This window comes from Mycobacterium gordonae (assembly GCF_002101675.1).
In the GTDB taxonomy this organism is placed as follows: Bacteria; Actinomycetota; Actinomycetes; order Mycobacteriales; family Mycobacteriaceae; genus Mycobacterium; species Mycobacterium gordonae.
In genome coordinates this window covers 1-13,794 of the sequence record NZ_LQOY01000027.1, presented here as the reverse complement: position 1 = coordinate 13,794, position 13,794 = coordinate 1, and the positions used below count along the sequence as shown (strand labels likewise).

General features: G+C 64.0%; 11 protein-coding genes and 2 pseudogenes. 6 read left to right on the top strand and 7 right to left on the bottom strand.

The annotated features are described in order from the left end of the window. The first annotated feature begins 417 nt into the window (after window positions 1–417). Window positions 418–870: an STAS domain-containing protein gene (locus AWC08_RS05155; protein ID WP_085087468.1), complete on the top strand. Its 453-nt coding sequence runs from the start codon at window positions 418–420 to the stop codon at window positions 868–870. Between the two features lie 1,615 nt (window positions 871–2,485). Further along, window positions 2,486–3,367 (top strand): alpha/beta fold hydrolase, encoded by an 882-nt coding sequence (locus AWC08_RS05140; protein WP_085087457.1) that lies wholly within the window; start codon window positions 2,486–2,488, stop codon window positions 3,365–3,367. 191 nt (window positions 3,368–3,558) lie between these two features. On the opposite strand, the gene AWC08_RS05135 is transcribed toward AWC08_RS05140, so the two are convergent. The 4 genes and pseudogenes from AWC08_RS05135 to AWC08_RS37570 all read right to left on the bottom strand — a co-directional run bounded on the left by AWC08_RS05135 (window position 3,559) and on the right by AWC08_RS37570 (window position 5,726). Continuing rightward, window positions 3,559–3,957: a hypothetical protein gene (locus tag AWC08_RS05135; protein ID WP_133449265.1), complete on the bottom strand. Its 399-nt coding sequence runs from the start codon at window positions 3,955–3,957 to the stop codon at window positions 3,559–3,561. A 351-nt stretch (window positions 3,958–4,308) separates the two neighbouring features. Then, window positions 4,309–4,692 (bottom strand): hypothetical protein, encoded by a 384-nt coding sequence (locus AWC08_RS37585; protein WP_244906475.1) that lies wholly within the window; start codon window positions 4,690–4,692, stop codon window positions 4,309–4,311. Window positions 4,693–4,720: 28 nt separating this feature from the next. Beyond that, window positions 4,721–5,160 (bottom strand): annotated as a pseudogene (locus tag AWC08_RS39515) (transposase); the annotation flags it as partial. After that, window positions 5,145–5,726 (bottom strand): transposase domain-containing protein, encoded by a 582-nt coding sequence (locus tag AWC08_RS37570; protein WP_264075724.1) that lies wholly within the window; start codon window positions 5,724–5,726, stop codon window positions 5,145–5,147. The gene AWC08_RS37570 and the pseudogene AWC08_RS39515, both read right to left, overlap by 16 nt. Window positions 5,727–5,969: 243 nt before the next feature. Here AWC08_RS37570 and lpqS point away from each other — a divergent pair, with 243 nt between their 5' ends. The 4 genes and pseudogenes from lpqS (at window position 5,970) to AWC08_RS05105 (ending at window position 10,565) form a co-directional block, all read left to right on the top strand. Continuing rightward, window positions 5,970–6,392 carry a putative copper homeostasis (lipo)protein LpqS gene (gene lpqS, locus AWC08_RS37900; RefSeq protein WP_244906474.1) on the top strand — a complete coding sequence of 141 codons (423 nt, stop codon included), beginning with the start codon at window positions 5,970–5,972 and terminating at the stop codon, window positions 6,390–6,392. Between the two features lie 101 nt (window positions 6,393–6,493). After that, a pseudogene (locus AWC08_RS05115) lies at window positions 6,494–7,664 on the top strand (PLP-dependent cysteine synthase family protein). Beyond that, window positions 7,664–8,965, top strand: a complete 1,302-nt coding sequence (locus AWC08_RS05110) for an MFS transporter (RefSeq protein ID WP_085087449.1) — start codon at window positions 7,664–7,666, stop codon at window positions 8,963–8,965. The pseudogene AWC08_RS05115 and the gene AWC08_RS05110 overlap by 1 nt, the downstream one beginning before the upstream one ends. A gap of 88 nt (window positions 8,966–9,053) precedes the next feature. Continuing rightward, a complete protein-coding gene (locus tag AWC08_RS05105) occupies window positions 9,054–10,565 on the top strand; it encodes a multicopper oxidase family protein (protein WP_370653228.1) in 1,512 nt (503 codons plus the stop codon). 214 nt (window positions 10,566–10,779) lie between these two features. Here the strand turns inward: AWC08_RS05105 and AWC08_RS05100 are convergent, their stop codons facing one another. From AWC08_RS05100 to AWC08_RS37565, 3 genes are all read right to left on the bottom strand, one after another. Further along, on the bottom strand, window positions 10,780–11,367 hold the full coding sequence (locus tag AWC08_RS05100) for an LOG family protein (protein WP_238306295.1): 588 nt from the start codon (window positions 11,365–11,367) through the stop codon (window positions 10,780–10,782). Between the two features lie 535 nt (window positions 11,368–11,902). Continuing rightward, window positions 11,903–12,235 carry a four-helix bundle copper-binding protein gene (locus tag AWC08_RS05095; protein WP_085087443.1) on the bottom strand — a complete coding sequence of 111 codons (333 nt, stop codon included), beginning with the start codon at window positions 12,233–12,235 and terminating at the stop codon, window positions 11,903–11,905. A gap of 1,279 nt (window positions 12,236–13,514) precedes the next feature. Beyond that, window positions 13,515–13,794: hypothetical protein (locus AWC08_RS37565; RefSeq protein ID WP_218621735.1), on the bottom strand; the 280-nt coding region annotated here is incomplete at its 5' end.

Below are 13,794 nucleotides of genomic sequence, written 5' to 3'. Positions count from 1 at the left end.
GGCCGTCATCGCAAGGACGCTAGCCACGGTCAGTGGAGGCCGCAAGGGCCGCGGCGCACCGCCCGTATGGGGATCCCTCTACGGTCACGCCATAGGCAGCGTGCAGGGGATGCCGAGCACGACACAACGAGGGCCCGCCTGGTGCGCAGGTGGTGCATCCCAGGCGCGCTTGCGCTCGCGCCTAGTGCGCCGTTTGCTCAACTTCAAACCGTGCGACATTTGCTGCGGGCAGGGTTGTGGTTCCCACGCTGGATATTGAGCAGTAATCAGTAATCCGACTCATGGAGCCCCCGGTGGCTTTACGATGGAGTTTCGGGTCAACTCGCGCGTAGTCATATCCTCGGCAGCGGCCGCTTTTGGCGGGGGTTCTGGTGGCATTGGCGGTCGAACCAGGTCGCCTGAAAGTTCGGTGGTCCAATGGACACTCATCGGCAACCGTCTGGTTTACCCACAGCTCGGGATGATTCTGATGTCAGTGAGTGGGTGCTGTGGTTTGGTGCCCGGGGGCATACCAAGCGGGTGCAAATTGATGCCGTATGGAGCACGGTGGCGGTGGTGACAATCTGTGGTGAGATCGACGCCGCCAACGCCGAGGCGGTGGGGCGGTATTTGCGCAGCGTAGTATGTGTGACGCGTCCTATGATAGTCGATTTGACCGCGGTGACGTTTCTGGGGGCGCGCGGCATGCATCAACTGATGGCATTGGATTCGGCCTGCGGCGGGGTCGGCGCGCAATGGGCTTTGGCGGCTAATGTGGTGCTGCGCCGTTTGCTGGTGCGGGTCGGTGCTGGTGATCACTTTCTTCCGGTGAGCGGATCGATCGGTGCGGCGCTGGAAGTGTTGCTGTTGCGCGCGCCGCGCAGTTCATGATGTGCTGCAAACGGCCTGATGTCGAGGAACAGATGTCGGTTACGGCATTGTCTGACGCAGAGTGGCTGGCTGTAGGTAGCTCGGAGCCGCTTATCTCTTGTTATCGCGCTGCGGTTTTGGGCGAGCAGTCTTCCGCCGGCGGATGCCGCATATCAGGTGGGTTTCCACGGGTGGGCTGGCGCTGGCCAGAGACGGAATGGAAGACCCAATCCGCTCGGGGGGAAGTGGGTGCCGCCGCGCTGGTTGGTGGTGTCTGGCTGTTGTGCCCGGATCAGCTGAGCCACGCTGATCTGCCTGTTATATAGGCACTGTCAGCAGGCGGCGGGCGGTGGGCTGGAGTCGTGCCGCGAAGCAGGTCCGCCACGGCGCCTCGTCTCTAGGGGGCGAATGCGCGCGTTGCTAGAGGACGTTTTGATCCTCCGCGCGAGCGGGTAGGTGACGGGGGTGAGGCCGATCCGCGCGGGTACCCCTGCGATGAGCGCGGCTTCCAGGGCTGGCGGTCAACCGGCACTTGCTGCCGAACGGCTCGGGTTGATACCGGAAAGAGAACGGAGCAGTATGCATGCGCGCGGAAGAAGAAGGCGAGACGCACCACGACGAGGCCCACGGGCGAAAACAGTCGAGCAAGGCCGTGGTGAGCGGATCTCGCCAGTTGCTGACCAGCGCGGTGATGCGGTGAGGGGACGTCGGAGCACGGGTAAGTTGACGCCACTACCGCGGTCGCGGATTGCGCGGCTCGCCTGGTCGTGGGTTCGACATCCGGTACGAAGCCGCGAGTACCCCGCCGATCGTGAGCGTCTGATCACCGCGCAAGAGTTTCCTGCTTTGACGTCTAACGAGTGCTTCGTGAGGTCGGTGTGTGCAGGTGGGGACACCAAAACGTAGGCAGCGCAGTGGTTGTCGGCGGCTATCGCTGAAGTCGGGAATGCCTTAGCGGCCGAAAGCCGCGGTGCCGGCGTGTTCCCACTGAATTGAGTCGCCTGGTCTCAATCACGGGGAACACGCCACCGCGCCGCCATCATTCGCATTACTGGCGGCAATTTCCGGCCCACCGCCCGACTGATGGCTCAGATTCATCGCGTCATGGAAATCAACTAACTCATTACCGTCACAAGCGAAGTCGTCGACGCCGCCCGCGAATCCCTCGTCATCGCCCTCTCTGTCAACCTGGGTTGAGGCACCCGCTCCCTGACAATTTGTGACCCGAGGGTGGGGATGGAGAGATTCCACGAAATGACTAGTAAGGTGACGACGTTGGCCTGTGCGGCCGGGATGAAAGATCCTGGTCGGGTGGCTGACGATGCAACGCAACGTCCGGATCCCGAGGTGCCCGAACCGTTTCACGCTGTGGTGTACCGCATGCAGTCGCCACAACCAGCCCGCTCTGTGACTGACCATATGCACCAGCGTGATGCCCCTGCGACTCCGGCGGGGCAATTGGTGGTCGGCGAGAATCGGCGCACATCACGCTCGCTGGCGTTGCGGGCGAGCCGGACCAACCGGATCATCGACAGCACTGCGCCAGATTAGAGTGTGCGCAAGCGGTTTCTCGCTCAGTGCGGGTGCCCCCGCAGCGACAAGCGGCGATGTGCCCCTGGACGAGAGTGGAAAATAGGTGCCGACGCAAACCACCACGCCGGTCTCCCTCGGCGACCGGGTCATTCGTACACGTGTCCTTGGTCGGGGGCCCACGGTGGTCCTTGAAGCCGGCGGGGCAGGTGAAGCAACGACGGACGCGTTCGGTGGTTTGTTGGAACAGTGGATTGCCTCCTTTGCCACCGTCTTGACCTACGACCGCGCTGGTAGTGGCGGCTCGGAAGGTCCGCCCCGCCGCAGCGTTGCTGAAATGGCTGATGATCTCCATGGTGTAATCCAGCAATTGCATTGCGCCACACCGGCGGTCGTGGTGGGATGGTCGTCGGGCGGTTTGGTTGCTCAGATGTTCTCCTTACGTCATCCAGACGAAGTGGCCGGGTTGGTTTTGCTCGATCCCTCTGCGCCGGTCACTGAATCACGACTGCTCGAGTTGCTGGGGATGGCCATGGGGGCTGGAGGGCTTTTCATCATGGGGACTGCCCAGCTGCTGAGGCTTCACCGCACAAGCATGGGCCGACATATGGTGCGACGTATGGCTCCCAACGATGTCACGAAGTCGAATTTGCGCTGGCTTTACCGCTATCTCGACAATCATCCTTGGGCGGGATTGCAGACGGCACGGCTTGTGCCGCGTCATGCTGGTTATCTGCGGGAAATGAAGCGAGCACTCGAACGTGTGCCGCTGCCAGACGTGCCGACGCGGATAATTATGCCGCGGTCGCCGACCCGTCGGCGCGCTGCGTATGCGAAAATGGACGCCGCCAATCGTGCTCTGGTCAAACGGTTTCCGCGAGGCGAACTAATATTCGCCGACGGCACAAGCCACTCGTGGCTGCCAGTCGAACGCCCCGATGTCATTGTTAAGGCGATCCGTGACGTGCTGCGAGCCGGTTCACATTAGGGTCTGCCCGCGGGAAGCCGCGTCCCGCTTCTGCTGACCAGGTTGTCGGGTTGCGGCAGCCGTGGATGCGGGGACAATCAGACTTCATCGGTAGCAGCTGGTCACAGCGATGAGCGACAACATGTTCCGCACCGTCGAAGTTTGGGTGAGAAGCCGAGCTCAGGTCGACGAGAATCTGCACATGAACTGCCTCATGCTTGGCGAAGTGCGCGATGTCGAGCGGCTGACCAACGCCAACTGGGGGCGGCTCGTCTTGGTGCGTCGTGTCGCCACCCACTCCGTCCAAATCGTTGCAAGATACCAGGGTGCGGGCTGAAACCGTTCCCGCCCGATGTGATGGCGCCCTGGTTGGGGATGACGATCATCGGAACGTGGTTGCCCTCGTTGCCGATGCCCAGTCCGAGATTGTTGAAGTTCTCGTCCCAGGTGATGATGATCGCGTCGCGCTGACCCGCCGTGTTCCATGCCGTGGAGTTCTGGATCAGGGAGACCTGCTGCTGCTGCAGGAACGAATCGCCTGCGGCGACGTTGTACTGGTGCGTCGTGAGCTGGCTGCCGACGAAGTTGAGGACACCCGGAAGCGAATCCACGGGCCCTTCCATGTCGTTGGCGTTGTTAGCTAGCTAGCCTAGTGTCCCGCGCCAGAAATAAGTTACATCTGTGGAATTCGACCACCATCCGCACCTGCGCCGACGAAGCACCCGAGGCGCCGGGGGTGATCGAGGCCGACACCGTGGCGCACTGCGGCCCGACGCTGATCGGCGAGTTCGCCCGGACCCAGCTGTGGTGGAATGGCTCGATCATCAGCCAGCCGAATCAATCTGGAGGACATCGATCAAGTCTTCGAGATACGCACTGGCATACAACTTTGACACCAACCCAGCCGGCGGCCGGCCCTCCTCAAACCGCAATGCCGCGCAGTTAGCGTCGGTGGCGTGTTGTCAACCATCGAGGATTTCGATGGTGATGGTGGTGGTGTGGTTGCTGCGGTCGATGGTGCCTTTGGCGCGGTGTTTGGAGATGGCGCGTTTGACCACTCGGGGACTTGAGCGCGATCGCCGCGCTGGTAGCGGCTGGTTGAGGACAGCGGCTCCGATGCGGCCGATCAGGTCGGTGGTTGTCTCGGTGATGGCCGCGGCGGCGTGAACGACTTGGTCGCGGGCGGCGTGCAGGGCGACGGTGAAGCTGAGCCTGTCGGGGCTAATCGTGGGGTTGGCCAGGCTGGTATCGGCGATGGCGATGCGCAAGGCCTGGTAGGTGATCAGCAGTGCGTAGACCTCTTGGGTGATGCCCGGCGGGGGTGGCTGCTCGCAGGACGCGGCCACCCAGAATGGTCGATTTCAGTTCCAGGTAGCTGGTTTCGATCTGCCAGCGTTGATGGGAAAGATTAACCAGTTCGTCTGCGGGGTAGTGCTTTTCGTTGAGCAGGGTAGTGACCAGACGGTAGTGGCCACAGCGGGTTGTGCCGCCGTCGAGGCGCACGGTGATCGCTGCGTCGATCACCCGCACGGTCACCGCTCCCATCCGAGCCAGCCACGTCCGGTCCGGCAGCGTCTTGACCGGGGCAGCACGCGGGCGTCCTTGCACCGGATCAGCAGTGCGGCGTGGGTCGAGGCGATCTGTTCGACCAGGGCGGTGACGGCGAAGTTGCGGTCGGCCAACAGCAGCATCCCGGGTCTCAGGCAGCGCAAAAGGTCTGGTGCATAGGTGGTTTCCCCGACACGGTAGGCGCCGAACACGGCATCGACGACGGTACGGGTGCCACACGCCACGATGGTCAACAACCGCAGCATCGGATACCCGGACTCGGCGGCGGGGCGGCCGGTTTGGCGCCCGAATGCTGCGGCGTTGGCGGCGTGGTGGGCACGAACATCGAGGTGCCGTCGATCGCGCAGACCAACAGCCCATGCCAGCGTGCGGCCCCGACAGCCGGGCCCCGTACCAAGGTGAACAATTCGCGCAGCGGAGCGACCCCGACACGGCGCAAGGCTTGTGACAATGCCGAGGAACCCGGCGAGGCCACCGCGGTCGGGTCCAGACCGGCGACCAGCCGCGCCCAGACCTGCTGGTAACCGATCTCGGCGAACAATGCCCCGGCCAGGAGCAGGTAGACCACCACCCGCGCGGGCAGCACCCGAATTCGGCGTTGCACGCGGCCGGTGCTCTCCAGCGCCGCATCAACGAGATCGGCGGACACGATCCGGGTCAACTCGCCCAGATGGCCCGGCGCGAACGAACCCTCATGGGCCGAGCCAGCAGGACAGATGACAGACTGAACAGACAGCGGAACTCCCCGGTGAGATGGTGTCTTTGCACGGACAATCCATCGATACCGGGAGTTCCGCTGCCCTACCCGCACCCCACACGGCGTGTCACATTTGCATCACGAGTCACACGCCTAACTGCGCGGCATTGCCTCTAACCGCTGAGGAGCACTGTTGTTCGACAGTTTTTTCGTGACCTTGTCGCCCCTTGCCACCCACTCCGCTCGCCTGTACCCTCAGGGGGTATGGGGTACGGAACGGTGGAGGCGGACGTGATGTCCCAGCATGGCCGCCTGTCGTCGACGCTATCCCGATCCCGTTGGTACGCTGTAAGTACTGTGAGCGGATCGAACGCATGCCCGCGGCCGTGGTGGCAATTCACCGCGGCCTTGGCTGCTGCGGTGACCGCGGTCGCGGTGTGGATCCTCATTCTCGGACACGCCGAGGTGCGGCATGAGCCTGCTGCACCCCATCCCGCTCATGTTCTGGTGAGTTCGCTGGGTGGCGAATTCACAATCAGCAGCAATCACGCGCACATCGGAACTCCGTCAGTTGCCCATCACGAGGCGTTCATGACCGCCGTGCTGCCTAACGCCCCGGTCACTACCGTGGCGGCTCTGAGCGTGGTGGTAGCGGTGATCGGCGCGGTGGGGTTGTTCGGGCGGCATGTGATCTTGGGCGGTCGTGGTCCGCCGCGTAGCATCGGTGCTGTATTGACCGGTCAAGAGCTCTTGACGCGGTTGTGCTCTTCTCGTCGCTGACTGGGTAGCGCCAGGTCGTCTGTGCACTGTCACGACGGCCGGTGGCCGCTTCCCTTGTCACTGGCTGCGCCAGCGGCCTCTTGCTAGAAAGCGACGATCGCATGAACAACAACTCTGCTCGTTCCTCGAACTCTCTGGAATCCCGTCTGCCCTGCAGTTCCCGGTCGCTGACGTTGGTGGACCGGCCTCTCAGCCCCGCACAATGCCCGCCCGTGCCGGGAAGCCACCGTCAGCCGGCCGGGCTGGTGGGCAACACCCCGGTACTGCTGATCTCAGAACCCGCTAACTGCCGCAGACCGCGGCTTCTGGGCCAAATTGGAAGGCTTCAATCCCGGCGGCAGCATGAAGGACCGGCCCGCAGTGCACATGGTTGAACGCGCCCGGGCCCGCGGTGAACTGCGTCCGGGGGCCCGCATCGTGGAATCCACCAGCGGATCCCTGGGCCTGGGGCTGGCGCTGGCCGGCATGGTGTACCGGCACCCGGTCACGGTGGTCACCGACCCAGGCATGGAGCCCATCGTGCAGAACATGTTGCGCGCCTACGGCGCCGAGGTCGACCTGGTCACCGAGCCCCACCCGGTCGGCGGATGGCAACAGGCCCGCAAGGACCGCATTGCACAGCTGCTGGCCGCTGACCCCGACGCGTGGTGCCCCAACCAGTACAACAACCCCGAGAACGTGGACGCCTACCGTCCGCTGGCCCTGGAGCTGCTCGACCAGCTTGGTCGCATCGATGTGTTGGTGTGCTCGGTGGGCACCGGCGGGCACTCGGCGGGAGTGGCACGGGTGCTGCGCGAGGCGAACTCGGATCTGAAGGTGATCGGGGTGGACACCGTGGGCTCGACGATCTTCGGTCAACCCGCGGCCACCCGGTTGATGCGCGGTCTGGGATCGAGCATCTACCCTCGCAACGTCGACTATGCGGCGTTTGACGAGGTGCACTGGGTGGCACCCGCCGAGGCGGTCTGGGCCGCGCGCGCGCTGGCGGCCACCCACCACGCCAGCGGCGGCTGGAGCGTGGGTGCCGTCGGCCTGGTGGCCGGGTGGGCCGCGCGGACCATGCCCGCCGGGACCACCATCGCCGCGGTCTTTCCCGACGGTCCGCAACGCTATTTCGACACCATCTACAACGACGACTACTGCCGCGAGCACGGCCTGCTCGACCACCTTCCCCCCGAAGGCCCAGCCGTCATCGCCCACCCCGACGAGCTGGTCGTGCAGTCCTGGACCCGGTGCGCCACCGTCGTGGATCCCACCGGAGCGATGCAGTAATGGAATTGCTGACGCAATTTCGCAGCTTCGACCGGCCCAGCCGGATGCTGATGATCAACCAGTTCGGCATCAACCTCGGTTTCTACATGTTGATGCCGTACCTGGCTGCCTACCTCGCCGGCCCACTCGGGCTGGCGGGGTGGGCTGTTGGGCTGGTTTTGGGTGTCCGCAACTTCTCCCAACAGGGCATGTTCATTGTCGGCGGCACGCTGGCAGACCGGATCGGCTACAAACCGTTGATCGTGGCCGGCTGCCTGCTTCGAACGGGCGGCTTCGCGTTGCTGATCTTCGCTCACTCATTACCGGTCGTGTTGATCGCCTCCGCTGCCACCGGCTTCGCCGGAGCGTTGTTCAACCCCGCGGTGCGCGCGTACCTGGCCGCCGATTCACGTGAGCGCCGTGTGGAAGCATTCGCGGTGTTCAACATCTTCTATCAGGCTGGGATTCTGCTGGGCCCGCTGGTCGGAGTCATGCTGGTAGCCATCGACTTCCGCATCACCGCAGCAGGCGCGGCGGTGGTCTTTGCGGTACTGACGGTCGCGCAGTTGCTGGCGCTGCCGCAGCACAGCGCCGATCCGGCGCCGGAGAAAACATCGATACTCGATGACTGGCGAGTGGTCCTCGGGAACCGTTCCTTCCTGCTGTTCGCGGCGGCGATGATCGGCTCCTACGTGTTGTCCTTCCAGGTCTACCTCGCCCTGCCGCTGCAGGCGGCGCAGTTGACCAAGCGCTACCAAACGCTACTGGTGGCGGCGATCTTCGTTGTTTCAGGTCTGGTGGCGGTCGCCGGACAGCTGCGCATCACCCGTTGGTTCGCCGCGCGGTGGGGCCCGGGGCGCAGCCTGGCCATCGGGTTGGGTGTCCTGGCGGCCTCGTTCTTGCCGCTGATAGCCGTCCCCGACGGCTCTCGACTCGGGATCGTCGCGGCTGCCGCCGCGCTGCTGGCGACAGCCGCCATGCTGGCCGTCGGCTCGGCCGCGGTCTTCCCGTTCGAAATGGACACTGTCATGGCTCTGGCCGGAGGCCGGCTCGTGGCTACGCATTACGGCTTTTACAACACGATCGTCGGAGTGGGAATCCTCGCCGGCAACCTGGCTACCGGTTGGGCAATGGGCGCAGCGCGGCAGGCCGGAGCCGACGAATTGGTATGGGCCGGGCTGTTCATCATCGGTGTCTTCGCGGCTTTGGCTCTGCGCGTCCTTGACCGCCACCAGCACCTGCAGCCGCGCGCTACTCAACACTGCCCCACCGGATCAACCGGCGCTGGGCAATCCCCTGAAGTTCAGCGGGGACGATCCTGAGAGCACGACGCCTCGCCACACCGCGGGGTCAGTAGCCACGAATTAACCCGCGGCAGCGCCCGCGGCAACCGACTGACGAAGGATGGTAGTGCAGGCAGTGCGGAATCACATCTCACTCAATCGGCGCACGTTCGTCACCGCTTCAATCGCCGGCGCGGCCGGGCTTGCGCTCGGGTCATGCGGGCGAAGCGATCGTGCACCCAACCTGCAGCAGGCCATTGACGCCGCGGAAAAAGCCCGACCACACACGGGACGGACCGTCACCGCCACCCTTACCGCCCAACCGGCGTCCCTAGACCTCGGCGGTCCGGTCGCGAGAACACTGGCCTATGGCGACGCCTTGCCCGGCCCGCTGATCCGCGCCAACGTCGGCGACGAACTGGCCGTCACGGTCAGAAACCGGCTCGGCGACGCCACTTCGGTGCACTGGCACGGCATCGCGCTGCGTAACGACATGGACGGTGTCTTCCCTTCCACCCCCAATATCGGCGCCAACAGTGACTTCACCTACCGGTTCTCCTCACCGCACCCCGGCACCTACTGGGCCCACCCACACGTCGGAATGCAGACCGACTACGGGCTCTACCTGCCGGTGATCATCGACGACCCCGCGGACCCCGGCCGCTACGACGCCGAATGGATCGTGGTCCTCGACGACTGGACCGACGGCGTCGGGAAAAATCCTCAACAGATTTTCGATGAGCTCAAGGGCTCCCAGATGCCGGCCCACGGGCCCAGCCAGCAGCAGATGCCCGGAATGTCCGCCGTGGGTAGCAGTGCATTACTTGGTGGTGATTCCGGCGACATCGATTACCCCTTCTATCTGGTCAACGGACGGGTTGCGGCAGCGGCAACCACCTTTGACGCTAAGCCGGGCCAGCGCATTCGCATCCGCATCATCAACGCAGGCGCCGACACCGCCTTCCGCGTCGCTTTGGCAGGCCACGTCATGACGGTCACCCACACCGATGGTTTCCCGGTTGCGCCAACCGATACCGACGCTTTGCTGGTCGGCATGGCCGAACGCTATGACGTCGTCGTCACCGCCGGCGACGGGGTCTTCCCGCTGGTAGCAATGCCTGAAGGCAAACCGGCGACACCCGGGCGCGCACTGCTGAAGACCGCCGACGGCAGCCCACCCGACGTCAACTTCGCGCCTCCCGAACTCAACGGCAGAATCGGCACCGTCGACACGTTCACCGCCCCATCGTCCGCCAGCTTGGGGTCAGTGCAATCGGATGCGAACCTGGCCCTGGAACTCACCGGCTCCATGGCGAAGTACGACTGGGCGATCAACGGGAAGCCCTATCCGGACAGCACGCCGGTGACCGTCAAACAGGGCCAACGAGCCACCCTGGCCTTCACCAACTCGACGGCGATGTACCACCCCATGCACCTGCACGGCCACACCTTCCAGGTCATCAAACCCGACGGCCGACTAGGCGCCCGCAAAGACACCGTCATCGTGTTGCCCAACCAGAAACTCAACGCTGTGCTGATCGCCGATAACCCAGGCACCTGGATGATCCACTGCCACCACGGCTACCACCTAGAAGCCGGCATGATGACCATGCTCAACTACACCTCATACTCAACCTGACACAGTTCGAAGGCAGATGACGGCTGGAAGTATCTGCCAGAACAGTTGATAGCGGAGTGGGCCAATCATCTGTTCGCAATCCGCTCGCTACGGGCAGGTCGAAAACGTGGTTGCTCGAAGAAACGATCGCGATGATCCCCTCGGGTGGTTATAAACCATCAGGACCCTTCGGCGGTCAATCTTGGGCGCGGCGTTCCCGCGAGCGTCACCGTGCTCATAATGGCGTTGTCCGGTAGGTGCGCCGTTGCTGATCGCGTCCCGCCTCGATGATCTGCACGATCTGATCGGGATCATCAGCGAGGACCAGCAGTTTCAAGTCATCGGCGGCCACCAGCTGTGACTCCAGCAGCCGGGCACGAATCCACTGCTCCAAGCCTTTCCAGTGTTCCGATACAGCCAAGACGACCGGGAAGTGCGGCGTTTTCCCGGTCTGGATCAGCGTCAACGCCTCAAACAGCTCATCGAGGGTGCCAAAACCCCCAGGAAAGACCACAAACGCCGACGCGTAGCGGATGAACATCAGTTTGCGGGCAAAAAAATAGTTGAACCGCAGCGACACATCCACATACGGATTGGTGGTCTGTTCAAAAGGAAGCTCGATGCCCAACCCGATCGAGCGCACCCCGGCGTCGCGAGCACCCCGGTTGGCGGCCTCCATAATTCCTGCTCCGCCACCGGTGATGATGTCGAACCGCTGTGCCCCCAGCCGCGCGGCCAACACCCGGGCCAGCCGGTAATACCGATGATCCGCTGGGGTGCGTGCCGAGCCGAAAATCGTCACGGCCTGCGCGACGTCGCTCAACGCGGCAAACCCACGCGCTACCTCATCACGAATCCGGGCCACCCGCTCGGGATCCGTGCCCCCCAACGGCGGGAAATCGGGCCCCAGGCAACACAACAACTCCTCATCACAAGTCACCGGCGGTCCCGGACTGGATTGAGGTCTCACCGTCATCTCCCTGCACCAGGTGGTCGGGCACATCCGCGCCGGGGCGGACAATGCCGTACCCCAAACCTGCACCGGGGGCTAACTTTCAGCGGCCGACCAGTAGCCGCGGACGGTGGCCCCGACCCCGTCGGGCCGGATCAGCCCCCAGATAATGACGCCGTAAAGCCCCCTTGTCGGCACTCACACGAGATGTGACAGCAGCACCGGGGGCTGGCGCCGTCTGACCGGGCCACGCACCCACCACCTCCGACGACTGGCTAAATCAGGCGCCAGGCAAACGACCACCCGGGGCCTAGAGTCGCTGACCCCCAAGGCGGCCGGCACGCGGTAAACGGCCACGACGTGCCGCTACGCGGGCAGGTCTTGGCCTCGGTTCACAAATACAGGCTTAGCCGGCCATTGCCCGGCACTGCTCAGCGCAGCGCCGGCAGGCCTGGGCGCACTGGCGGCAATGCGGGTTGTCGTGCTTGTCACATTCGGCTGCACACGCCTCACATACCTCAGCGCACAGCTGGCACAGCTGGGCGGCCCACTGCGATCCGCGTGACAACAGGGTCACACAGGCCGCGCAGATCGTCGCGCAATCCAGACACAGCCGCGTGCATTCGGCCATGTGGGCGTCCTGAGCGCAGTTGCGGGCGCACGCTTCGCACGCCTGCTGACACTCGGTGCAGGCATCCACACAGCCCTGGTTTTCCTTCAACACGGTCTCTGCTGCCATGACTTTTACTCCTTCGCGGCATCGTTGTTGAAAATCACCACACAACATGCCCGCGTTTCGCGCCGCCGCACCGGCTTGAGCCGCGGGCACCCTCGACCCTAGTCGATCGTGTCAAGGAACCCTACCGGTGTTGGGTATAAAAATGGAATAATTCGGTGATGGATGAGCCCGCCGCTGCGAGACCCCAAAACCACGACCCGCGCTCGACCGGCACGAACTCACAGCTTTCTCTTCCGCTGTCTCCTTTGAGTCGAGAAACAAGAAGAATCCGATCCCGTCGCACCGGGCCGTTTAGGTTGGCGGTCCGCGCCCAAGGTTTCTTCATCCGTGCCGGTCGTACCCGGCGCCGACGTTACCGCCGACTACCTGGTCGCAGCCAACGACACCGCTGGCCACCACAACGTCCTTCCCGCCTGCCCACGCCGGTACACTGGCGGAAGGCCGAACCGGGTTGTTCTGGGTGTTTTCGCATCCGCGTGGCCGGTTCGGCGCGTGCAGTGCCCGGCTGAGCCCACGCTGGCTGCACACAGGAGCTGCAATCAAAGAGTTACCGTCCGCGGCGGATAGCGCCGTTCGCGCCGCTAACTCTGTGAGCATCACCACCAAGGAGTTCTGCGCATGCTTGACCGCTGTACCGCCCGCATCCTCCGCTGCCCGCAACACCGGAAGAACGCCGCCCGCGCAGCGAAATTTCCAGCCTCGGTGGCGCGCACCATGCAGGAAGCGCGCCACCAGATCCAGCAACTGATCACCGACATCGATAGCAACGACGCCACCCACGCCTTTGACGACTCCCACAGCCTGCCGGGTCACGAGCGCAGGCCTGCCCCACCACCACGTCCGGCCCGACGGATCACACCCCGGTGGCGGACACGCTGCTGAAAGTGAAGGAAGGGACGCGCCGAAGCCATGATCGCGTCCACCAGGAGCGGCGGCAGCCCAGCTCGTGGTGTCTCGCTTCTTGCCCCGCACCACCCTGATCGCCGCGCGCACCACGTCTGCAGTGCTTGACATTGCTAGAGGTATCAGGTTGGTCGCTGCGGCTTGCCTCCGGGCAGCGGCAGAAAGCAGAAACTGCTTCAGCCGGCGATCCGAAGCGGCGGTTGTCGCGGCGATCCCGCTCGAGCTCGGCCAGGCGCCGTATGCGGGGGCGGTCTCTCACCCGGCGCACGCCCAAATGACCTCGCTGGGTCATGACTTGCGGTCTGAGTCTGTTAGCCTTTTCGGCTTTCATGTGGAGACGCTGCTGGCCCGGTAGCAGTAGCTCGTCCACATCCTTCTAAATGGCGCCCAAATCGCCCGCAACCACGACGGCGGCCACCACCAGATAGTCCGCGTGCTTGGTTTCATCGATTAAATGGCCAAAGGTCAGGGTGTCTCCGAAGACACCGGAGGCGATGTCATGCCGGGCAGGAGGTCTCGATAGCCGAACCCTCAACGGCACACCGACACCAAGGGAGCGCGGCTCCGCCGGCCCGGAGTTGTGATTTTCAGAGGTAAGTGGCGGTGAATCTTCAGCGGTAAATGGCGTCACATAGTCGCGATGACCCGCGTGCGGT